The sequence below is a fragment of the Reichenbachiella sp. MSK19-1 genome (genome assembly GCF_003590315.1).
In the GTDB taxonomy this organism is placed as follows: Bacteria; Bacteroidota; Bacteroidia; order Cytophagales; family Cyclobacteriaceae; genus Reichenbachiella; species Reichenbachiella agariperforans.
Genome location: NZ_MIER01000016.1, coordinates 562468 through 586824, shown reverse-complemented (window position 1 = coordinate 586824; position 24357 = coordinate 562468). Strand labels below are relative to the sequence as shown.

Annotated in this window: 16 protein-coding genes; 3 read left to right on the top strand and 13 right to left on the bottom strand. The window is 44.4% G+C overall.

Annotated features, from left to right (window positions below):
- Positions 1-103: 103 nt before the first annotated feature.
- The 3 genes from BGP76_RS15115 to BGP76_RS15105 form a co-directional block, all read right to left on the bottom strand.
- A complete protein-coding gene (locus BGP76_RS15115) occupies positions 104-5824 on the bottom strand; it encodes a LamG-like jellyroll fold domain-containing protein (RefSeq protein ID WP_119845305.1) in 5721 nt (1906 codons plus the stop codon).
- A 123-nt stretch (positions 5825-5947) separates the two neighbouring features.
- A complete protein-coding gene (locus BGP76_RS15110) occupies positions 5948-6697 on the bottom strand; it encodes a LytTR family DNA-binding domain-containing protein (RefSeq protein WP_216011865.1) in 750 nt (249 codons plus the stop codon).
- A gap of 2 nt (positions 6698-6699) precedes the next feature.
- Positions 6700-8613: a histidine kinase gene (locus BGP76_RS15105; protein ID WP_158584290.1), complete on the bottom strand. Its 1914-nt coding sequence runs from the start codon at positions 8611-8613 to the stop codon at positions 6700-6702.
- Between the two features lie 292 nt (positions 8614-8905).
- Here BGP76_RS15105 and BGP76_RS15100 point away from each other — a divergent pair, with 292 nt between their 5' ends.
- Positions 8906-9817, top strand: a complete 912-nt coding sequence (locus BGP76_RS15100) for an L-serine ammonia-lyase, iron-sulfur-dependent, subunit beta (protein ID WP_073121332.1) — start codon at positions 8906-8908, stop codon at positions 9815-9817.
- 46 nt (positions 9818-9863) lie between these two features.
- On the opposite strand, the gene BGP76_RS15095 is transcribed toward BGP76_RS15100, so the two are convergent.
- The 6 genes from BGP76_RS15095 to BGP76_RS15070 all read right to left on the bottom strand — a co-directional run bounded on the left by BGP76_RS15095 (position 9864) and on the right by BGP76_RS15070 (position 16089).
- The gene (locus BGP76_RS15095; protein WP_073121334.1) at positions 9864-10190 is read right to left on the bottom strand and encodes a DUF6686 family protein; all 327 of its coding nucleotides are present in this window, start codon (positions 10188-10190) and stop codon (positions 9864-9866) included.
- A gap of 65 nt (positions 10191-10255) precedes the next feature.
- A complete protein-coding gene (locus BGP76_RS15090) occupies positions 10256-11194 on the bottom strand; it encodes a DUF6607 family protein (RefSeq protein WP_119845303.1) in 939 nt (312 codons plus the stop codon).
- Positions 11195-11205: 11 nt separating this feature from the next.
- A complete protein-coding gene (locus tag BGP76_RS15085; RefSeq protein ID WP_073121338.1) occupies positions 11206-11625 on the bottom strand; it encodes a DoxX family membrane protein in 420 nt (139 codons plus the stop codon).
- 10 nt (positions 11626-11635) lie between these two features.
- Positions 11636-13144: an HmuY family protein gene (locus BGP76_RS15080; RefSeq protein ID WP_119845301.1), complete on the bottom strand. Its 1509-nt coding sequence runs from the start codon at positions 13142-13144 to the stop codon at positions 11636-11638.
- A gap of 30 nt (positions 13145-13174) precedes the next feature.
- Positions 13175-15535 (bottom strand): TonB-dependent siderophore receptor, encoded by a 2361-nt coding sequence (locus tag BGP76_RS15075; protein WP_119845300.1) that lies wholly within the window; start codon positions 15533-15535, stop codon positions 13175-13177.
- 137 nt (positions 15536-15672) lie between these two features.
- The gene (locus tag BGP76_RS15070) at positions 15673-16089 is read right to left on the bottom strand and encodes an OsmC family protein (RefSeq protein WP_073121345.1); all 417 of its coding nucleotides are present in this window, start codon (positions 16087-16089) and stop codon (positions 15673-15675) included.
- A 167-nt stretch (positions 16090-16256) separates the two neighbouring features.
- On the opposite strand from BGP76_RS15070, the gene BGP76_RS15065 reads away from it, so the two are divergent.
- Complete coding sequence (locus tag BGP76_RS15065) at positions 16257-16865, top strand: hypothetical protein (protein ID WP_139280946.1); 609 nt, start codon at positions 16257-16259, stop codon at positions 16863-16865.
- A gap of 134 nt (positions 16866-16999) precedes the next feature.
- Positions 17000-18160, top strand: coding sequence for an iron-containing alcohol dehydrogenase (locus BGP76_RS15060; RefSeq protein ID WP_073121349.1), 1161 nt, complete (start codon positions 17000-17002; stop codon positions 18158-18160).
- A 101-nt stretch (positions 18161-18261) separates the two neighbouring features.
- On the opposite strand, the gene BGP76_RS15055 is transcribed toward BGP76_RS15060, so the two are convergent.
- From BGP76_RS15055 to BGP76_RS15040, 4 genes are all read right to left on the bottom strand, one after another.
- Positions 18262-19398 (bottom strand): lactonase family protein, encoded by a 1137-nt coding sequence (locus tag BGP76_RS15055; RefSeq protein WP_119845299.1) that lies wholly within the window; start codon positions 19396-19398, stop codon positions 18262-18264.
- A gap of 108 nt (positions 19399-19506) precedes the next feature.
- Complete coding sequence (locus BGP76_RS15050) at positions 19507-19968, bottom strand: DUF3592 domain-containing protein (RefSeq protein WP_073121351.1); 462 nt, start codon at positions 19966-19968, stop codon at positions 19507-19509.
- 28 nt (positions 19969-19996) lie between these two features.
- Positions 19997-23086, bottom strand: coding sequence for a caspase family protein (locus BGP76_RS15045; RefSeq protein ID WP_119845298.1), 3090 nt, complete (start codon positions 23084-23086; stop codon positions 19997-19999).
- 3 nt (positions 23087-23089) lie between these two features.
- Positions 23090-24292, bottom strand: coding sequence for a tetratricopeptide repeat protein (locus BGP76_RS15040; RefSeq protein ID WP_073121355.1), 1203 nt, complete (start codon positions 24290-24292; stop codon positions 23090-23092).
- Between the last annotated feature and the right edge of the window lie 65 nt (positions 24293-24357).

Sequence of the window (24357 nt, the reverse complement as noted above, 5' to 3'; positions counted from 1 at the left end):
GTGCAAGATAGTTAAATGAGCCATGAGAGGATGATCCAAAAGTAAAAGACAAAAAAAGAGCAGCGTGAGCTGCTCTTTTAACCTTACATTAATCAATCCACTATTATCGTCGGACCAACAGCTTTGTTGTTGTGGTAATATTTTGATCCGTGATTTTCATGAAATACAGTCCCGATTCTAGATGACGGATAGATATCTGATCAGATCCGAAAGACTTTTCTACCGAAACCTCTTGCCCTCTTGCATCAAATATTTGAATCTTAACATCTGCTGATTGTACCCCTTCTATACTAATTGTACTCGTTGCTGGGTTAGGATAGACCTGGAAAAAAACCTCATTTTCTGCAGCTAATACTGACGTTCCTTTCTCGGTCACCTCGAAACTAACGGCTGTCTCTGCTGAATTATAATTGTCATTCCCCGCCTGACTAACCGTTATAGTCACTACACCTATCGTACCATCTAAAGTGATCGTCGTACCATTGATAGTCGCTGGACCAGACACTGTATAGATCAATGCCAGAGAAGAAGTCGTATTCGCGATCACCTCAAAATCCAAATCATCAACTAGCTTGTTTTCAATGGCTGTCACAGTAATGGTTTGATCTGCTTTCGCTACAGTGAAACTTTGTGTCACCTGAGATGCTGCATTGAATTGATCATTACCCAACTGATCAGCAGCAATCTCAACCGTACCCGCACCAGTGATAGAAACGGTACGGCCAGCTACAACCGCAGGACCACTAATAACCGAGTAGATCACGTCTAATCCCGAACTAGCTGTGGCAGTTATATCAAAGTCTGCATCTCCAAATACCTTGTCTGAAATGGTCTCAAACGTGATGGTCTGATTAGTTTTGGCTGGATCTGAGACATTGAAAGTAGTTTGCTCACTCGTAGCGTTGAAATTGTTATTGCCTGCCTGACTAACAGTCACCGTGATCACGCCTATCGTACCGTCCAAAGTGATCGTCGTACCGCTAATGGTAGCTGGACCAGACACCTCATAGGTCAGTGCCAGAGAAGAAGTCGTACTGGCTATCACATCAAAATTCGAATCTCCTATCAACTTGTTTTCAATAGCCGTCACAGTAATGGTTTGATCTGATTTTGCTACTGTAAAACTTTGTGTCACCTGAGGTGCTGCATTGAACTGATCATCGCCAAGCTGATCGGCAGCCAGCTCAACCGTACCTGCACCTGTAATAGACACGGTATGGCCAGTAACAGTCGCTGGACCACTAATGACCGAGTAGGTCACGTCTAATCCCGAACTAGCTGTAGCAGTGACGGCAAAGTCCTCATCTCCAAACACCTTGTCGGTGATCGAATCAAACGTGATCGTTTGATCTGATTTGGGTTGGTCCGAGACATCAAAAGTGATTTGCTCACTCGCTGCTTTATAGTTTTCATTCCCAGCCTGAGAAACGGTCACTGTGACCATGCCGGCTGTGCCGTCTAATGTGATTTCAGAACCAACAATACTCGCTGGGCCATCTACTGCATAGGTTAGATCCAATCCAGACGTGGTACTAGCGATCACATTAAATGGGTCATCAGTCGTCAATTTATCCTCTATCTCAGTGATAATGATCGTCTGCTCTGCGCGATCTACCACCGTCACTACAGCAGTAGCAGTAGCAACATTGCCTTGAGCATCCGTACCAGTGAGTGTCACGGTATTTGCACCTACATTAGCAGTGGTAAAACTGTCGACATCCAAACTCAAAGTGACATCCCCGCAATTGTCAGAAGAAGCATCGTCTACATCAGCAGGCGTGATCACGGCAGTGCCATCTGTTGACAGATTAACCGTAATATCCTGAGTCGCCATCACTGGAGCCATACTATCCTCCACAGTAACTGTGGCTGTAGTCGTAGCTAGATTGCCAGACTCATCTACTACCGTCAAAGTGACGGTGTGCGCTCCTAGTTGTGTGCAATCAAAATATGCTTGATCTAAAGCCAAGGTGAGATTTTCTGATTCAGTACAGCTATCACTTGAACCATTGTTGACATCTAGTGGACTGACTACTACATTTCCAGTGCCATCGAGTTGAGCTGTAAAATCCTGTGCGATTGCTGTAGGCAATGTCTTGTCTTCAACTGTCACAGTAGCCGTAGCAGTTGATTGATTGCCAGACGCATCTTCTACAGTCAAGGTCACCGTATTAGATCCTACGTCAGCACAAGTGAAGGCCGTATGACTCAAAGTCAACACCAAGTCGCCTGTGGCGGTGCTGTTGTCTTTTGATCCATTGTTGATTTGAGCTGGAGTGATAGCAGCATGGCCGTCAGTATCTAGTTGAATCGTTAAATTTTGAGCGATCGCTGTGGGTAGCAGATTGTCTGTGACCGTGACAGTAGTTTCTGCCGTCGATTCATTGCCGCTTGCATCAGTCACGGTGAGTATCACTGTATTTTCGCCCAGATTTGAACTGACAAACAACGTTTGGTCTATGCTCAACTCAAGGTCTTCATCTGCTGTGCAATTGTCTGAAGACCCATCGTTGATGTCGATGGCAGAAATAGTAGCCTCACCATTTGGATTGAGGCCTACTGTAATATCTTTCGCTACTGCTGTTGGTGCTGTTTCATCACCTACAGTCAAAGTCACCTCCTCAGTCATTTGGAAACCACAGCCTGTTCCGCACGAAAGTTCTGGCCCTTCTGCCCAGGCCATTGCTTCATCGAAATTCACTAAAGTACCATTCTTACCTGCTTTTATTTCTGTCAGTTGCGTTCCTTCTCCATCCTCAAAATTGAAATAAGCTGACAGTCCACTTTCTGTTCCTCGCAAACAATTATCCATCTCCTCAGAAATCTCTGCTGCGGTTTTGGCTACATTCCAGATTCTGAATTCATCCATTTTTCCATCAAAGTACTTAACTGGGCTTGCTCCGCCATTCACGCCTAGGTGTACAGGTCTTGAGCTACCAAGAATACGAGTGACAGTTGGGTTATTCTCCGAGGCTACTTCTGCACCATTTACCAATATTTTAGCCACCCCATTGTCAAAAGTCACGGCAATGTGATTCCACTCATTTAGTGTTAAGGATTGGTGAGCGTACAATTGGATATCGCTGGCCTCACCATCCAAAGTAAATCGTACGTTTCGACCATTGTCAGGAGTCCCATAAGTATCCACAATAAAATCTCCTGCGGTTGACCCTAGACTGCTATAGTTCATGTTGGAAAACAGTCTACTCCAAGATGTGCCTCTTGGAAAAATCCATGCTTCTAGCGTGAATGTGCTCGTGGTTGACATGGTATATGTCGTGGCGACTCGATCATTGGTGCCGTCAAAATCCAATCCTCCCGATATACTGTTTACAGGAGGCACTTCACCGTACACATTGAAAGTGGTGTTCCCAGTGACCGTTCCAGTATTGAAATCCAAAGATTCTCCTGTTCCCAAAATTGGTCCCTCTACGATGCTGTTGTCCGTACTATTTCTTAGAAAATAATTAATACCACTGACCGAACTGCCTGTTGTGACCGTCGTGCTCATTTCGTCACAACCAGTGTCTTCTGCTATGGTCACAGCTTCATCATCGATATTGGAAGTCACCGTGACGATGGCCTCTGCGGTCGCGATGTTTCGGCTGGCATCTTTCACCGTCAAAGTCACTGTATTAGCGCCCAAATCCTCACAGGTAAATATGGCTTTGTCCAAACTGAAAATCAATTCATTATCCGCTGTATCGTCATCAGTAGAGCCATTGTCGACCTGTGAAGCTGCTACAGTAACTTCTCCGTTGATTCCGAGCTCCACCGTGATATCCTGGGCAATGGCTGTCGGTGCTACGAGGTTCCTAGGTGAAGAACCACTTTCATAAACACCCATATCTATGGTCCCAGCATGGATTCTTTTATTTCCTTGCAGATCTCCAAACAAATCGCCGGGTAGTTGGTCATTGCTACCTGCATCTATCGCCGGAGAACCTGTGAATAAGGTGAAATCCTGAGAAATGGCATCCGTAAATAACGGGTCTTGATTGATGTTGTCTGAAACAACAGGCGCATTTGCTTTGGTACTGAAATCCGTTTGATTGGAAATGTTATACGTGAAAGTCAGGCTGTTTAGCTTGTTGGTAGGTCTGTTCATAAAACCAATAACTTGTTCATTCACCACCACTGGCGAACTCAGGTTGTTGTAGAAGATATTGTTGTGAAGTGTCGCGTGCGCTATTGATGTTGCATCGTTGTTTAATCTTCTGATGACTATCGTCCCTTTGTCGTTGGAGGTATTGGTGCCCAAGTCCTTATTGTCAGTAAAAGTACTGTTGATCACTGCTACATCTATTTGTCCAGCATTGGCCGCAAAGTACAAGCTACTTCCAGCAAAGCCATCTCCACTAGCTACATCTCCTGCCACATTCTCAAAGAACAAAGAATTGTAGACTTTCGCATCCAAAGTCGCACCATTTTCCACAGAAGCAGCAAAACCACCACCATAACGTGCAAAATTGTTGCTGACGATACAGTTTTCAACCCTCAAAGTATTGTCGGCACGCGAGGTAAAAAGCACATGAATATTGCCTTCTCTGTTGGACACATTTTTGCGAATGATGGTGTTTTTTATCGTAAGGTTTTTAGCATCCGAGCTTTTGAATATTGCAGCTCCTCTGTTGTAGTCATTGTTGGCTGTATTATTGGCTTGACCGCCTGTGATGATGACTCCATCAATCAGCGTATTGTCACCCGCTACATAGACTATTCGATAGGTGTTTTCGCTTCTAAGCGCATTGGTATAGGAGATGTCATTGTCATCATCTCCATTTAAGTCTCCAGACAATATTGTTGGGTTTGCTCTCCAGTTTCTTTCTGAAAGTTGCGTTTCTGTACCAACAAAACCGCCAAACAGCTTCACGCCTTTTTGAAGCACAAAACTGGCGGTCCGATCAGAAGCATCTGCTTTGTAGGTGCCTTGAGCGACCCATATCGTATCCCCAGAGGCAGTGGCATAGTCTGTTGCTGCTTTCAAACTAGTAAATGCATCCGCCCAAGATGAGCCATCATTGTTTCCAGCAGCATCACTTTTTACATAGATTTTGGCAAGAGAAGTACGTTGGTTATAGATGGTAGCGATCTCAGCATCTTCTAGCTTCTTGTTATACATTCGAATGTCATCTATTTGATCTTCATAGCTAAATTCCGCACTTTGATCCTGAATATTTCCTATAGACAAAGGAACGGCATCCACCGTGCGGCCTGTGCCTCCTGCAGTTGGGATCTCTACAGTGGTAAGCTGTTGCAGCACATTGTCGACATACAGCCGATGACTTACATTGGGGAAGTTGCCGTTGAGTGTGGCACGTGACCATGCAGACATGGTGAGCACTACATGGTGCCACTGCCCATCGGCAATGGTGCCCCCTGCTGTATTGATATTATTGGAGACAAAGTGTATGTTTTGATTGTACACATAAAATTTCCCGAATGCGCTTAACTCACCGTTTTCTAAAATGACACGGTAGCCGATTGGGCCTTTTCCTCCAGGGTTTCCTCCCCACTGATCCAAGATATATCTTGGATTGGCGTCATTGGTACTGGTCTTGATCCAAAAACTGACTGAAAAATTGGTGCGGTTGACTCCACTTTGCTCTTGCAGTATGTCTCCATTAAGTGAGAGCGCCGAGTTGGCAAAACCGTCTCGGTCTTCAGCTCCTATAAGTGCATCCCCAGTTTGGGTGAGGCTATTTTCCGTACTACCGGTATTTTGTAAAGCCCCATTTGTAAAGAGGTATTCTGAAAATGGACTTTGTGCGTTCGTCGCTGCAGCGAAAATGAGCACAAAAAATAGTGAAAGGTATAGTTTCATGGTTTTGTGTTTTGATTAATATCTATTCAAAACTATGGCTGACTTTACCTCGATTTTTATGACAATTTCTGAAATAGGGGTTTGAGTTGCTAAAGCATGTGAGTTGCTTGTTAAACCAAAAAGCTAGATGTTTTGCATCAACTGCATGAACTCGTCGGTGCGGTCTTTGGAGATGGATACGGATCGATCATTGTCCATCAATATATAGCCTCCGTCTGATTTGACGTACTTTTTGATAAACATGAGGTTGACCAAATAGGATCGGTGAGGACGGTAAAAAACCTTGACATTTTGTAGCAGTTCTACGAAATGTTTGAGGGGCTTGCTGATCAGCATTTCACCATCAGCCGTGAACACTTTGGTGTACATACCATCAGCTTCTAGCATGATGATGTCATCAAACGCGACAAATTCTACCCCGTCATTGACTGGGAGCCCGATCTTTTTAAACGTCTGAGATTTAAATACTTCTTTAAGCTCGTCGAGGCGCTGATTTATTTTGGATTTACCCAAAAAAGTCAAGGCTCGTTCGACAGCATTTTTCACTTTGGAGGCACTGATCGGTTTGAGCAAATAATCAACAGCGGTTAACTGAATGGCTTGAATCGCATATTCGCTATAAGCTGTCGTGAAAATGATCTCAAAATGATAATCCTCTCTATCGATGAAGTCCAAAATCTCTAAACCAGAGTTGCCTGGCATTTCTATATCCAAAAACACAAGCTGCGGCTGTTCTGCCTTGATTAGTTCGACTCCTGACAATAGATTATCCGCCTGATAGATCTCCGTAATATTTTTACAGTTTTCTTCGATCAAGACATGCAAGAGATTTCTTGCCTTCTGTTCATCATCGATGATTATTGCTTTCATCATGGTTATGCTATCAATGGAATGGTCAATATGACTTGGGTGCCTAAGGCTTCTTGGTCCTCTCCTATCAGGTCTATAGTCTCAATCCCAATTTTGTTTTTACTTTTCTCATTGTACAATTCCAAACGGCTGGCAGTAGCCTCCATGGCAAATGACTTGTGCGTGTTTCCTTTTGCTTCATTTCGCTTTTTGGCGTTGGCTCTGCCTATGCCATTGTCCGTGATGATACACTGGATCAAGTCCGTTTCTGGTTTTGTAAATGCAACCGTCAGTTTTCGATCACCAGACTTGTGAAATAAGCCATGCTTGATGGCATTCTCTACATAGGGTTGAATAATCATCGTAGGGATTTGAAACTCTTCTGGGTAAATCCCTTCATCTACTTGCAAGTCATAGCTAAATGTATCTTCGAATCGCAGTGTCTCTAGCTTCAGGTATTTTTCGAGCGTGTCTACTTCGTCTCTGAGGCTAATCGAGCCACTGTTACTAAAATGCAGGTAACTCCGAATCAGCTCAGCAAACATCGACAAGTAGTCGCTTGCCAAGTCCTTTTTGTTGAGCACGATAAACTCCTGAATCGAATTGAGCACATTAAAGATGAAGTGCGGGTTCATCTGTGCTTTGAGTGCCTTTAACTCACTATCTCTGTATTGTTTTTCTAAGGCAAGTCTCTGCTGTGATTCTCTCAACTCAAGTGCAATAATTTCCGTTTTTTTGGCTTGTTTGAGTTTGGAGAAGTAGAACATAGCAGAGATGATGATCAAAAAAGTGCCTATTACAGATGCGATAAATAAGGATCTGTTTTTTTCACTTTCTGCTTCTGCTATCTTAATTTGGTTTTCTGCTACTGCTTTTTCTCCTTTTAATTTTTCGGTCTCATACTTTATCTCCAGGTTTTTGATTGCTTTGATTTTCTCCTCGTTCAGAAATTTATTTTTCAGACCAGACAATTCATCTTTCTTATTCAAGGCTTTTTCATATTCTCCTGTCTTACGAAAAACATCTACCTGATGTCTTAGAATTTCGATTCTTGCCTTTTCGTCTTTCTGTGCAAGTAAATACGCCTGTTTCGCTTGATTTTTTGCGGTGATCATTTGGCCTCTGTTGTAGCTGATTTTTGAAAGCAAGAGGAGGTACTTGATTTGAAAGGTTTTATTCGTGCCATCATAGTAAAGCTTTGCTTCATTGAGATAAGTTAATGCACTATCGTAACTGGCTTTTTCTACAAACACTTCGCTGATAAGAACAAGTACTTCTCGGTAGCTGGAGGTTGGATCAGCCTTGGAAATATTTATAGCCTTTCGATAGTAATTGAGCGTAGAGTCAAGCATTTCTCTTTTAGCATAGATCGTTCCGATATATTGATAATTCCATGACTGCAATTGAAGATTATTGATAGTATCTGCATATTGAAGTGATCTTCGAAAATATTCTTCGGCCTCCTGATCATCGTTCATTGCCAAATAATTGCTCCCAATATTCATCATTGCCATTGCTTTATTGTAGCCTAGATTTTCATCTTCTGCATAATCAATCGCCTTTAGCAAGTACTGAATGGCCCTTTCATAATCACCTATATCTTGAAATATTTTCCCATAATTACTCATCATCCCAGTCAAGGCTCTTGTCTTTCTTAGGCCATCTGATTGTCTATTAACAATTGTCTCGGCTTTATTTAAAAAGAAAAGTGCGGAATCATACGCTCCTTGCCATCGTTTAAGAGATGAAAGCTGAGAGGCCGCTAACATCTCTCGTATCTCATTATTACCCTTAAGAGCAGACTGATAAGATTTTTTTAAATAGAACTCTTGTAGGCTATCACTTTCGAAAGTGTAGGTGTCAGATAATTGATAGTAAATCTTTGATTGGGCTGAGAAATCAACAGTTGTGTCTAGCTGATGTAGATATGCTTTTCTCAAACTATCAACATCGATATTCTGAGAAAACAATATTCCATTTGATAAAATAGAAAAAAGTAAAAGAAATATCTGTTTTAGGTTTGAACTCATCATACTGACGAAAATACAATGAAGAATTAACTCTCCTATGGAGAAACTTGCTGAAAGTATGATTTAAGTTGCTAAAGGTGAATTTGGTAGTCGTCCACCATTTGGATTTACCTTCTCCGTCAACACCACTCTTCCCCTAAGATCAAACAAGGACAATTGTAGATCCTTCACTACCTTTGTTCCACAACAAACCCCAAAAATAATGTGTTTTCTATTCGATAGTTTCGAAGGATGGAAGACCTATAGCCAAACTCATAATCAGCAGCTACATGAGGTAGTACTGGACTATGAGAAGGAGCAAAAAGGTGCTTCCGAATCTGACATCTGGTCGGGCTTAGCCAAAGCCTACCAGGTCATGAAAGATGCCGTCCATACCGGTACGACAGAGGAGATGAAATCCCGATCAGGCATGATCGACAATGGTGCCAAAAAAGTCGCCAACTCTGACATCACAGTCCTCTCTCCCGAATTCAAATTATTGATCTCCAGCGCTCTAGGTGCCAAAGAGGTCAACTCCTGCATGGGGCGAGTGGTCGCAGCACCCACTGCCGGTGCATCGGGCATCTTGCCGGGCGTGTTCACCACCCTACAGTCCATACATCATCTAGAAGATCAGACGATCTACGAAGCGTTGTTGATCGGGGCGGGCGTTGCTTTGATCTTGGAGCAGAAAGCTTCGCTGGCTGGAGCCGTCGGAGGGTGTCAGGCAGAGACAGGCAGCGCAGCAGCGATGGCTTCTGCAGGGATCGTATATTGCCTCGGTGGATCGACTGATCAGATCTTCAATGCCGCGGGCATCACCATCCAGTGCATGCTCGGACTGGTCTGCGATCCCGTCGCGGGACTCGTAGAAGTCCCTTGCGTCGTACGCAACGCCAGTGCAGCGGCCATAGCCAACTCATCTGCGCAGATCGCACTCTCTCACGTCAGCAGCGTGATACCTGTCGACGAATGTGCAGAAGCAATGGGAGAGGTCGGTCAGAGCATGGAGTCCCGCTACAAAGAAACTGCACAAGGGGGGCTCGCCGCTACCAAAACAGGCCAAGCGCTTGCCAAAAAGATATTGATTCAGGATATAGAAATATTGCCTTCTCAAGACGCTGAAGAGGATTAATGAGTTCTTCTATAGCACCTCTGTTGGTCAATTTCCAAAATGAGCCTTACGTACCAATCATTTCCCGGGCGTTTAGGATGAGGTTGCACTGAATGAGGGCGATTTTGAGTTCCTCGAACTCTTCTCGGGTGAGGTTGATCTGGAGGTCTGCAATAGGAGTGGATAGCAAGATTCGCTCACGGTTGTCAGGGAAGAAAACTGCATGCTGGTTAAAATCCGTCTCGCTAACGCCGCGGATGAAGGTGTAGAAATCTCCTTTTTCGAACCCCATCAAGATGTTGTTGAAATGGAGGCCAAATCGATCGCAGTTTTTGCATTGGCTGATGTGATAGTTGGGGCCTTCTATGAGGGCATTGGGTTCGCACTTACTCATGATTGGTAGGGTTTTGGGTAGATGAAAAAAGTAAAGCGGATGCCCGTCTGGCACCCGCTTTTGACTCAATTTAAAGCACTAAGCAATTGATCGCTCTTTAAGTGTTTTTGGATGACTTCCTTGATTTTGGATTGTGCCAGTTCGGAGTTGTATGGGCTCACATCCATCATCTCTTTTTCTAATCCAAATAAACGCTGGTAGAGAATTTTATCCTCTACTTTCATGTTGATGGCTATGTCCTTTTTGGTGGCAAATAATTCGTCCCAGACGATGCGTACATCGTTCCAATAGCTGGCATTGGCTGTCCACCATTCTTGAGCCACTTGGCATTGGCTGTCGTCTACTTTGGTATAGGTATTCCATCCTTTTTCCTCTGCGATCAGTGTTTCGCTATCCTCCTCGCGCAGGACTTTGTCATTGTCCTGCTCATGCAACCAGCCGTAGGAAGTGATCTCTTGGCGGTTGGTTCTGGTCATGACGTTATAGTCCTTTCGTTTGGTACGGTCTCTACGTGGCAAAGGAGCATCGGCAGTATTTTCCCAGTAGTGACGACCATCGTAGTGCACCCAAGTAGCAGAGCCTTCGTATCTGGGGCTGTCATCTACTTGATACACTTTTTGTGTCCATTGCCCTTTGACCTCTTTGGCAGGTAGACTAGTATAGGTCCACTGGCTGTTTTTGTCATAGGTATAGAGGTCTGTGTTTTCGTAGAGCCAGTCCTGTCTCCAGTGCTTGATGATCATGGTGTCACCGATGACAAGGAGATGTTGAAGGACGATTTTGTCTTTCTCTTCTTCCACAGGGATCACATATTCTAGTGCACCAGATCTATAGTTGTCATAGTAGGCATAGTCCGTATTGGGAGAGAAAGTCTCAGCGAAGTTGAACGAGACTTTGTAGCAACCACACATGGCAGTGATGGCATCTATGTCTTGTTTCTTTTTGTTTTGTGCGATAGCCGTACTGGTCACGAGGATGAGTACAGCAGCGATTAATTGCTTCATGATTTAAATTGTTATTTGGATAAAAAGATCAATTTCAGTTTCGGGTAATCATAGGCGAGTAGACAAAGATTGGCACCTAGATAGAGACCGGTCATCATCAGTTCGCCCACTTCATGTGGTTCGAGAAATGCATGAAAGAGAAAGATGTTGAGTGTAATGGGTACCGACATGACGGCACCCATTAAGGAAAACACTTGGCTGATTAAGAAGAGACCACATAGAATCTCACTCACACCGAGAAATGGCCAGAAGTATCCACTCTGTTTCATTCCTCCGATGAGGGCTTTGATCTTGACTACATGATCCGGCAAATCTTGTTTGACCACACTGGATTCAGCTTTTGGGGCTTTAGGGACGAACTTGGTCACGCCACCGTAGACCAACAGCACACCCAGTGCGATCCGAACAACAAAAATGATTATAGACTTCATGTCCTTCGATTTAGAGTAGCTCGTAAACAAACTGAGAATGTCCTCTTTCTCCCTCGTCACTGAGGAGTTTGGTGAACTTGAGCTTGAAGTAGTTGTTTTCGGCATCACGTATGACGAAATATCGATCATCTTTGGCTATCCCTGCACTACTGTCCCTCCACTCACTACCGATGACAGCTCTGTTGTCACTGATCAGACTTGCTTCGTCCACATCACTTAATGAGAAAGAATCGTATGATGGGACGTCATGAGTAGTCGTGATCCCTTCAGAATCCGTGGTATAAGTCGTCACCTGATAGAGCGCAGTACCGCCGAGAGTGTTATGCAAAGCATAGTCCGAATAGGTCAGTCCAGCACCAAACCCAAAATCAAAACCATAATAAGAGTATACACCGCTAAAGTTGATGTCCCATTGACTGGCACTAGGCTCCACCGCTACTTCTTTTTGGTCTACTATACTGAAGTAGGTATGGTTAGCGCTGGTATTCTTACTGAAGGTAGCTTCCGAAATATTTGTTTCGTCAAGTGGTGCATACTGTAGTTTGTACTGGTCACCATCTAATAGTACTCTGATCTTATAGAAGCCTCTGTGGTCTCCTGTAGTTGTTAGTCCACCTTCTAGGTTGTGCTCTTCTGGGATTTCGCTACCTAGAGAGACTATATATACTTTGTTGTCTTCATCAGTTGCCGAGATTTCAGAAATAGCAGTACCCTCTAACGTACCTTCTTTGATATCTGTGTATGGGCCATACATACTATAACCAAGCTCTAAGCCTCCTAATAATTCTTCGACATTAGATACTGTCACGGGCTGGCCGAAAGAAGATAATTGAAGTGGCGTATCAAATACTGTTTCGGAGCTGACGATAGCTAGATCATTGTGCTCAGAAATTTCTACCGCTGTTACCAATAATGCTGCGTTGAGGAAGACTCTATTTTCAGCACCAGAGTAAAAAGCTAATTCCCATTGGTCCCTACGAACCGCCGTTTGTGCAAAGTTGCTGAGGTCTATGTAGCATTGGTTGGGCATATTTGAGCCTCCCGTCAACAGATCTATTGTGCCTCCTTGGGCAATCACCTCCTCGAATAGGACAGACACTGTAGTCGTACCTACGAATTCGGGACTTTCTTCTCCATCAATCGCTGCGAGTGTAGCTGTGAGGTCATTGCCTGAGGCGATGAACTCTACCAACCTCGTGATGCTGAAGCTGGCACTTTCTGAGCCTGCAGGAACGGTAACCGTCACTACGCCATCCGTAGCAGTCGGAGAGGTACTGTAGTCTGTCCCGTAGACTACACCATTTTCACTGAGGTCTATCGTTACAGTTGTTTCAGTCACTGTAGGGATAGAAAAATTGACTTGCAATATCGCTGTTTCGTCCAGCTGAGCCAGTCCTACCGTACTCGTCTGAAAAGAAGCCTCGAATATTCGTTCAACTTCGTTCTCATCGCAGGCAGAGAATCCCACGACAATGGTGAGCAGTAGAAGACCCGTTAATTTGTTGATATAATGTTTCATCGTTTTATGATAAATGATTTTTGTTATGTGTTATTTTTTGAAAGTGTAGGAAAGGTTGATGAAATAAGATCGTCCGTAGGCGAAGACCATGCTAGATGGTGAGCTACCCCCATGTACCGAGGCAGAGGGTAGACCAGAAGCATTGACTTGCACCACATTGAGTAAGTTTCGTGCGCCTAATTTGATTCTAAAGGCTTCATCAAAAAAGCTCTTTTGGATGCTCATGTCCATCAGTGAATACGGATCCATGAGGACTTTATAAGCTCCTTCGTCATCTTGGTAATACCGTTCGCTCGATCCATTGTATTTGAAATTGACCGAAAACTGTGTTTCCAGCGGTCTGAGTAAATAGCTGAGGCTAGCTGTACCCGATAGCGTGTATACATAGTCTTCATTTTGGTTTTCGTTTTGTTCGAACTGGCGAGCACCGATGTAGGATACGCCGATTTGGGCGGACAAAGCACGGTAGATCAATTGGTGGTTTGTAGAGATACCTATAGTTTGGTATTCGTCGATATTGAGATAGGTAGATCGCTGGATACTGCTCGGTGCATCAGGGTTTTCTTCAGTGATGATAGCCATACCAATTTTGCCATGAATGTCAAAGTATGATCCTTTGATTTCATTTTTGAGCAGTAGCTCACCGAGACTACTGGACTTGCTCAGATTGAGCACGACAGATATCCCGTCCTCTGGGTTCAAATCCTGATTGCCAGTCACGTCATGGTTCGCATCTACAAAGTATCGGAAAAGCTGTGTATAGGTAGGCGTCTTATAGGCCGACCCTACTACCAGCTGGGCGCTAAACTGTTTCGGTGCACGCCATAGCGTCGATACGGACCAGATCATGTGTTGATTATAGGCAGAGTTATGATTGAGCCGGAGACCTGGCGTGATACTGATAGCAGCAGTAGGCGTCCAAGTTACTAAGGCGAAAGCATCTAGGTTACTCAGGCTTTGTTCGGCGATATCGCTGGAATAGGCTCCACTAGCGACTGCATCGTACCCTGTCTGATAGTCGGCTTCATAGCCCGCAGTGATCGACAACCACGACAGTTGATTCAGTATGTTTTTGAGTGTCCCTTTACTATACAGGTAGTCACTTGATTGTTCTAGGTTTAGTCCTCCTGACGAGGTTTTGGATTGTCTTTCTAGATCATAGACATATTCTTCTTTGGACCGAGATTGCGCTTGATAGGAAAAGAACAAATTCATGGGCATGGAATCAAAGCGGTGGTTAATACTCAAGCGGTGGGCTTGTCTATCGGTGACGTATCGATTGTCTTGCGCTTTGTACTCTGGCAGACCATCTATGCCTACTCCGCCAATTAGAATCGTATCATGAATGAATAATTCTTCATGATAGTAGTCATACCCATAGGTTAGGATAGTTTTGGCAGAGAGGCTATAGTGCAGTTGCCCACCTAGATGGATCTGTTCTTTTGGATTCCATTCATAACCTCTGACTCCATCAGAGCCATAGTAGTTGACTCCTTGATGATCATTTTTGAAGCCTTTGAAATCATTGTGGTTGGCATTAGCAGTGACATGAAGCTTGCTACCGAGATGGCTCTTGACCGTTAAACGCTGGATGTGCCTGCCTTCGTCAGACCAGTTGTATTCACCACCTACCGTTTCTTCTTGGATGGCTGCTTGTATACTGAACCGCGTATCACCACCTTTTTTGGTGACAATGTTAATCACTCCTGCGACTGCATTCGAACCATAGAGCACTCCCATAGCTCCTTCGGATATCTCGATGCGCTCTACCTGATCCACATTGATCTGTGTAATATCTATGTTGTTGCCAGCTCCATTGTCACTGACCATGGGGACATTGTCTATGAGGATCTTGACATACTCCCCTCCTAGACCAAACATGTTGACTGTTGATCGTCCAGTACTCGGATCAGGCATCACGTTGATATTGTTATTGAAGTTGAGCACATCGCTCAGGTCATTGCCTCCTAACCGCTGGATAGATTGACTATCCATCTGATCCACGACGAACAGTGTGGTATTGAGCGAACTACTTTGTTCGGTAGCGGAGGTGATAGTCACATCTTCTAGCAGGTCGCTACGTTCGGTGAGGTAGAGCGTGTGATTGTCAGATTGATCCAGACGCTGGCTGAGCGGGTCAAAACTAATGTGCTGTGTCTCTATCGTCAGCGGATAGGCGACCGAACCGAGCCTGACATGACCGTCTAAATCAGAGACACGTTGAATGGCTTTTGACTCACCATGAGGATAGAGTAGTACCGCAACACCTACGATGGGTTCGTTATCACTAGAGAGGAAACGCAAAGACTTTTCTTGCCCAAAAGTCTCCCCGAAGAGTAGGGTCAACAGTGCACATGCTAGTGCAAATATGTAAATGAGTTTTGCTTGCATTATTTAGATTAGTTCTAAATAATGCAAATGTGGGATGAGAAATGCTCCCTGTCAATCACTACAGCTAGTGATTCGTATCGCTAGTTCTAGTGAAATATTCTAATTTGAGAGGAAACACAGGAAATTCTTATGGTTTACTATCCCTGAATAATCTCGAAACTATGTGTCATTTCGATCTCTGGGGAGAGCGAAGAGGCCACACTACAGTAGCTTTCAACTGCTAGGTTGATGATGCGTTCGGCCTCTTTATCCGTGAGATCCGGAGAGGTGATAATGAATTTTTTGTGAATCTTGGTAAACTTGGCTGGGTGGCCTTCGGCACGTTCAGCGACAGACTCCACTTTGAGGTCTACGAAAGTTTTTCTTCTTTTTTTGATCATCGATACGATATCCACAGCAGCACACCCTGCCAGGCCAGAAAGTACTAAATCCATCGGGGATTGATTTTTTTTCTCTTCCTGTGGATACATGTCCATTTGGATGGTATTACCTGCCTGATTGGTTGCTTCGAATTCTTTGTCTGCTCTGTAGACTAATGTGGATGATATCGCCATGGTTACTTTTAAATTATGATCGTGATGCAAAGATAGTTGGCCAACTGAAACCATTGTAGCAGGCCATGAGAGATTATACGGTGAGACACAAAATTTATCCTTAACAGATTCAAATTATTGGTTCTACTTTCGTATTTTCATACGATTTTGTAACAAAATAATCTAACATGAACAATTTAATGAAAACCACTATAGTGGCCTTTTTTGTGCTTTTCGCATTTGCAGGGTATTCTCAAAAGCTGAAAGTAACCTCTGGTAAGCTCAAGGCATTGTCTGCTTACAAATCTTACAACATGGAGTACACTTACCATGAGGATTTGAAAATCGGAAAGAAGTCCGAAGAAGAATATCTATCAGAAAAACAAACGGACAAAAATGAGAAGGAAGCTGGATCAGGGGATGCTTGGGTAGCTGCATGGCATGAAAACAAAGAAGGCGGAAAATTCTTTGAAAAATTCGAGACTTTGTTCAACGATGTATTATCTGGTGATGGAGTCACTGCCAGCAGAGACAATGAGGGAGCAGACTGTACCCTGAAACTAGAAGTCTATTTTTTAGACCCAGGATACCACATTGGAATTTCGTCTAAACCAGCCTACGTCAGTATGACCGCTACATTCGTAGCAGATGGCCAAGAAATCGCAGTAGTAGACTTGAGCAAAGCGCCTGGTCAGGGAGCTGGAGGATACGATTTCGATGCAGCCTATAGAATCTCTGAGTCATTTGCCAAAACTGGAAAAACACTAGGCAAAGAACTTTCTAAGCAAGCGTACTGATACGCAGTGTAGTGTAAGAAAGTGAAGACCCTGATTCACCAAGAGTCAGGGTTTTTTGATGTTCAATTTTGCCAGACATCTCCAAACATTTTTGCTTTAGATCAGTTGAACTCCTTAACAAATAAGAATAACCCATGAAGAATTTCGAACTATACAATCCAACCAATCTAGTTTTTGGCAAAGGCCAAATCGCAAAAATAAAAACCCTCATCCCAGCAGATAGCAAAGTACTCATGCTCTATGGGGGAGGCAGTATCAAAAAGAACGGCTTATACGAACAGACGCTAGCAGCATTAGAAGGTCATGAGGTAGTAGAGTTCGCAGGGATAGAAGCAAACCCCGAATACCAGACTTTGCTCAAGGCATTGGCAGTAATCAAGGAAGAAAAAATTGATTTTCTGCTCGCAGTAGGTGGTGGTTCGGTGATCGACGGGACGAAATTCCTCTCGTCTGCGGCACTGTATGAGGGAGATTCGCCATGGGATATCTTAGCGAACAGAATCCGCACGGTCAAGGGCATGCCTTTCGGAACGGTATTGACACTGCCAGCGACAGGTAGCGAAATGAATAGTGGCGCGGTAGTCAGTCGCAAAGAAACCCATGAAAAGCTAGCGATGGGTGGGCCGGGGTTGTTCCCTCAATTTTCGATCTGTGATCCAGAGGTCGTGCGTACCATTCCTCAGCGACAGTTGGCCAATGGTGTAGCAGATGCTTTTACACATGTACTAGAGCAGTATATGACTTACCCGACGAATGCTCACCTTCAGGACAGAATATCAGAATCTATCATGCAGACCTTGGTCGAGGTAGCGCCTAAAGTGATTGCTGATCCGTCGAACTACGATGTAGCAGCCAACTTCATGTGGTGTTGTACGATGGCACTCAATGGCCTGATCCAAAAAGGTGTACCGACGGACTGGTCCGTACACATGATCGCCCACGAGATCACAGCACACTACGGAGTAGATCACGCTAGGACATTGGCTATTATTTTGCCAAGTGCCTATCATCATCAGTTTGATAAGAAAAAGGAAAAGCTGGCACAATACGCCGAACGCGTATGGAATGTGACCGAAGGTACCGTAGAAGAAAAGGCCAAATTAGCCATCGAAAAAACGGAACAGTTTTATCAATCTATGAACATCAAAACTCGGTTGAGAGATTATACCGAAGATTATGAGGGCTTTGCTGGTAAAGCGGCTCAAAGTCTAAAAGATCACGGTCTGGCTAAACTCGGTGAGCATGGAGACATCACGCCAGAAGTTGCCAAGAAAATTATCGAGATGGCTTACTAGTAAACTAAGAACGTCTAGAATCAAAAATCCCTCCTTCAAATTTATAGAAGGAGGGATTTTTCATTCATTCTATTGGTTTCAGTTCATCAGTATTCCTCTGATCAAAATATCACACAAACGGGTTGTGATATTTTGATCTCATTGCCTGTGAAGTGCATCATTCCCGTCGCATCATCTCGCTCAAACACCGTGATGTTATCAGATTTTTGGTTGGCGACCAGGATATGCTTATTGTCTGGAGTCAGGCAAAAGTTCCTCGGCCAATCACCTTGCACGGGCTCATTGGCGATACGTGCCAAAGCTCCTGTTTCTTCATCGACTGAGAATATGGCAATGCTATTGTGTCCGCGGTTAGATGCATAGAGGTATCTACCATCATCCGATATATGAATGTCGGCACAGTAGCTGTCTCCTTCGATATTTTCTGGTAATGTACTGATTTGAGCGACGGTTTCGAATGTACCATCTTCGTTGACCTGTGCAGTGGTCACCGTGCTACTCAGTTCACTGATCACGTAGACTAGTGCTTTGGTAGGATGAAAAACCAAATGTCTCGGCCCGTCTCCAGGTTCCAAATTGAGTGCCGTTTCGCCCGCTCCGATTTTACCTCCTGTTACAGGATATTTAATCACCTGATCTATGCCCAAGTCTATCGCATAGAGTTGGGTTCCGTCTTTGGAATATTGAGCAAAGTGTGCGTGTGGTCCTTCTTGTCTATCAGGATTAGTCCCTGTTCCCTCGTGCTGCTGAATATCACCAGCTGTAGCGATGACCCCTGACTTATCTATCGGGTAACTGATGACGTTGCCTGTGCCATAGTTCGCGACAGAGACTAAGGTTTCTGATGGGTTGATCGATACGTAACAGGGGTAGTCTCCTTCACTGGCTCTGCGGCTGACCAGCTTTAGTTTGGATTTATTTTCGTCCCAAGCAAATGAACTCACACCTCCATTTTCGGTTTCATTGACTGCATATACTTTTTGTTTGTCCTGGCTATACGCCAAAAATGACGGACTAGTCGTCTCTACGAGCAGTTGACTTTTGGACAGCACTCCTGTACTCGGATCGAACTGCACACTGTAGATACCATCACTTCCTTGACCTGTGTAGGTTCCGACTAAAAGTGTGAGCATTTCTGTAGTATTTTCTGTGGTGGAATCAACGGTTTTTTCTTCCGATTGGCTGGTACAAGCAAGTAGACTGCACCCTACTAGTAGTGATAGTAACTGTAGTTTCATAGTATTAGTTTTAGCTGGATGCTAAACTAATGAAAGCCATTCGATATTCACCATTCTATCGCTGAGTGCTGGCCTATCATCGCTAAACCGCAAGAGTTAGCATATCGTCTACATACTGCCAATCCAAACAAAGGCTAAACCAAGAAGGAGAAAAACGAAAGGAATAAAAAACAGAAAAAAACTAAATGAAAAATCATAGTAATCCCCTGTGTCGGTGACTTGTAGGAGATGAGGTTTCGAAACTTCTCCTTGGAGTGCAGTAGGTACATAGCGCACCATTTTGGTATCCCCGATTTGTGCACAGGAGGTTTCTTCTCGTTCATATTTACTATGACACCAGCAGCATACTGTCGTCACATTCAGGACTCCTGATCTATTAAATTCTATATCCATCTGCACCTCGTAGGCCTTCCATGCTTTCACTTCTGACCGGTTATCACTCACTTCAGTCACACGACCTTCCACGACCACACTTTTGCTTTTCATTTCAAAATAATCGAGCATGTGTACCGTAAAATTGTAGCCCAGCCCGAGCCCTATGAGTATAAACAATATACCAAATCCTTTCATAACCTATCGTTTTGGAAGACTATATGGGCTACCAAACCACAAAGTCAAATTCTAAATTTTCTCTTCTACTGGTGGGGTGCTGTTTGCCATGGGTGAGTTCGGTCACTCGGTCAAATACATAGTCTTTGATCTCAGAGACCTGTACCTCCCCATTGCCATCAGCGTCTGACTTGCCAGACTTTAGCCCTTCGAGTAGTGCATAGGTGAATACGCCGTTGTTCCATTCGGGACTCTCGTAGGCGAACTCTACTCCAGAGGCAGAGGAGATGACCATGGCACCTGTGCCGCGTCGCAGGTCAGCAAATAATTCTTGCATGAGTTCGAAGGTATTGTTGATCCCGATGGGCTGTGGCTTTTTGGTAAATCCTCGGGTCGAAACATTGGAAGACGAGACGGTAGAGGCGATGAGTTTGGTGTCCTCCTTGTCTACTTCTCCGGAGTGACATGCATCGATAAGCATCAGTTTTTTGCGAGCAGGAATGGCGTCTAACAGACCCTCGAGTTCTTCATATTTTAATCCACGTGCTGCGGGGTTGTTGAAGTCTATATCCTGTGTCGCAAAATAGTAATCCAGTTTGTCATCCAACAACCCATGCCCAGCCATGAAAAGAATCACTTCATCCTCCACCTTAGTTTGTAGCAGTTTGTCTTTGACTGCCAATATTTGTTCCCGCTGTGCAAGTGCATCGGTGAAACGGTGGATATGAATCTGGTTGTATTGCTGGTGATGACCAAAAAATAGGTTGGCAATATCTGTCGCATCCTTGCTCGCATAGGTCAGGTCATACTGGCTGTCTTTGTAGTTGGATACGCCGATGGTGACCACATGTAGATCAGGCTTGGGGCTCTTCCCGTCGTAGAATATCTGTACGGTCTCTTTCAGGGATTCGATACCCGAGACATTCATAGCGGATACTTGAATTTTGTTTCTCCCCTCTGTTAGTTCTATGGATAGGGCTTTGGTGATCTGCTGACGGTTTTTTTCGTTTTGTACCGAGAGCCCGTGAATACCGTAGATGGGTATGTCATTGACATAGATATTGATACGGTCGAGCATAAGTTTTTCATCATGTGCGAAGAGTGTCAGGTCATAAAACTTGTCTGAAACAGTCTGACTCGCACCAGAGATTTCTACCGTCGGCAAGTTGAGTTCTCCCGACATATCCTCTTCTTTCAGTCCCATCTTTTTGACTCGTTTTTGATAGGCTTTGTAGAGCAAGTTATGAAGTTGATCGGTACCCATACCGAGGATTTGTAGGACTTGATCGGGACGGTTGTATTTGAGATCAAAATTTTCGAAAGGGTAGAATTTGGCCTCTGATCGGAAACCTTGATTCTGATGAAACCCAACATACTGCCCTCCTCTGGTAGATGACATGTAATAGCCCTGTTTGGTCACGACGATCCATTCGCCTTCTTTGCTAAAGAAGCAAGTTGCCGTAGGTTCTAGCTTTTCTTGTTTCCCTAATTTTTTGGCATCCCAAAGTCTAATACTCTGGTCGTGAGAACCTGAGATGACCCATAGACTATCTGTAGATAGGTTGACGGTGAATACAGCGTCTTCGTGTCCTTCTAGTCTAGTAACGACCTGTCCACTGAGATCATAGGCGCGCAAGTAACCGCCTGTCCCTCCGACTAAAAGTAGCGAGTCAGGTGTGAAAGCAAGTGCATATTTGGTGGCGTGATCTGTGATAGAGACAGGAATCTCTCCGAACTGTAAGTCTTTGAATCTACCTTTGGGTTCTATCCGATCCAAGGATGGATCAGGTAGGTATTTGACAAAAAAGGAGTTGCCGTTTTTGGAGGCTCGTAAGCCACCCAGCGTTTCTACAGGCACTTTGTAATCATATTTTCGCCCCTTGAAAATAGACGTTCGTTCGGTGAAGACTCCTCCCATAGTCGCTTTGAAGATGTTATTGGCTTTTTCCATCTGACCATATTCTCGGCTAACCATATTGAACCCATGAGAAAAATCGACATCCTTGAGCCCCGCAATATACCCGCCAGGTTGACTCCCCGTCGAGAAGGCCAACATGTCACCGTTAAGCCCCGCACCCCAGACTTTTTGGGTACTACCAGCGATATTGGTCAAGCTATCAACACCTCCTTCATGGAGTTGGTAGACGGCTATGTTGCTCTCTGTCCCACCTGCACTAAAGATTCGCTGATCTGCTGTGATGGCGATACCTGCTACAAACGCCTTTTGATGCGGCTGGTAGCTCGTGAGTTGGGAGAGTTGTCCTTGATCGAATCGGTACACGGTGATACTCCCGTTGTTGAATCCTACGAAAACGAATTTTCCACTGGGGTCAAAGGACAGCGCGGAGGGTACCTCATCCAAATACAGTGCGCTCAAAAACTGGAGGTCAGCATCGTAGACATTGACTTGCATATCGTCGGCACCAGAGACAATGAACTGTCCTGTAGGGTCAAAAGCAACCCGGATGATAGCCCCGACATGGTCGTAGGAAGTGTTTAGTATTTGACCTGTCCGTTTATCATACAGGTAGAGCATATTGTCCTGAGAGGCACTTACGATTTTGTCTCCAAAGATGTCTGCACACCAGATGGCATCTCCCTGTCCAGTGAGCATTTTATCTAATTCAAAATTTTTCACATCCCAGACTCCAACCTTCTGATCACTAGATGCAGAAATCAAATACCGACTATCCCGACTCCACCGAAGGTTGTTGATAGATTTATTGTGACCATAAAATGTATGTACAATTTGTTGAGTCTGGAAATCGTAGACTCTAATATCTGCGAGTGTTTTGTAGTCTTCACTATCCCCAAAGTATCCAGCAGTGGCGATGTATCTTCCATTCGGAGAGACACGCGCCGTGTAGACACTACCGTGTGCTTCTACACCGATATGCCCTAGTATCTCCCCTCGCTGTTCGTAGCTATTTACGTCCCAAATTTTGACGGTTTTGTCACGACCACAGGTGATAATCTGTGTACCATCGGGCGTTATACTCAGATCCTGAATGAGACCTTTATGCCCTTTTGGTTTGAGCACAAAGCGTAGCTCATGGCCGGGCTCTTGAGCTTGTGCTACCAAAGAACAGATTCCAATCCAGAAAAAGCCACAAAGACCAAACAATCGTCGCGTGTTCATAAATTAGTTACTTCGTGATCTACAATAGTCTACAAATGGCTTAAGCTCGGTGCTCAATGAAGGGTTGATGGCTAGTGCTTTATCATAGCATTCGAGTGCGTTGGTATAGTACCCTGCACTATATGCAGAGTGGCCTGCATATTTGATAGAGACGATGTCTTGGTCATCAAAGGCGAATGCTTCATAATAGAAACCATAGGCTTCTTCGTATTTTTTGGCAGAGTAGGCTTCTCCTCCTGCGGTTCGACAGAGGTAGGTGTAGAAGCCTATAAGCTGGCTGCTTTTGGGGAATTTGCCTAGTCCCTCCTGACATACACCTAGAGCTGATGACATACCATATTCGTAGTAGTTGGCGAGTGCGAGTTCGGTATACATCCACCCTGTAGGATAGCCTGTTCCGATTGCCATGGAGGCAAAGGTCATGGCGCCCCTGTGATCTTTTTTGAGGTTCTTGACATGCGCTACGTTGACCCATGCCGTTGCTTTGTTTTCATTGTCGTTTCGGTCTCGATATAGATCGCCTATCTCGATGTAGAGATCATTAGCTTCTTGATATTTTTCTTCTTTAATATATTGCTCTGCTTCGGCTGTTTTGGCTTGTATACCTTGCCACTGTACGTCTTTGGCTAGTGCTGCTTTTTGTTGTTCGCGGTAGTCTATGTCGAACTCAGACTGTAGATAATAGATGGCACTGCTTGCACCCAGCTCGGCCATTAGTTTTAGGTCAGCTAGTGCCTTGTCTCTTTCGTCAATTTTGAGGTAGGCACTCGCACGGCGATATAGGTTGGCGACATTTGGAGGAAACACCTCGATGGCCTTGGTGTAGGAAGCGATGGCTCCCTGCGTGTTGCCATTACTACTCATTACATTGCCACGGTTGGAATAACCTACGGACAATGCCTGCTTGTCATCAGGCCTGAGCTGTATGAGCTTGTTGTAGTTTTGGAGGGCTTTGGTGTAGTCTTTCAACTCATGATAGATGTTGCCTCTACCAGACAGAATATCATAGTGACTATGAACATTAGTCTCAGCAGTCATGAGTGCCTCGGCTTTGTCATAGAAGGCAATCGCCTCTAACGTACTGCCGTGCTGGATGGCTTTGAGTATGCAATCGTTCGTATCGAAACAGTCTTGAGACCGTACCGAAAAAGACACAAGAAATAGGATGAACAGGAGGATAGATAATGATTTGAGCTGCAGTTTCATAGATTGAATGTTTAGATAAACAAAACAACCTATTAACCCCAACAGATACTATCGGGGCAAAAGTG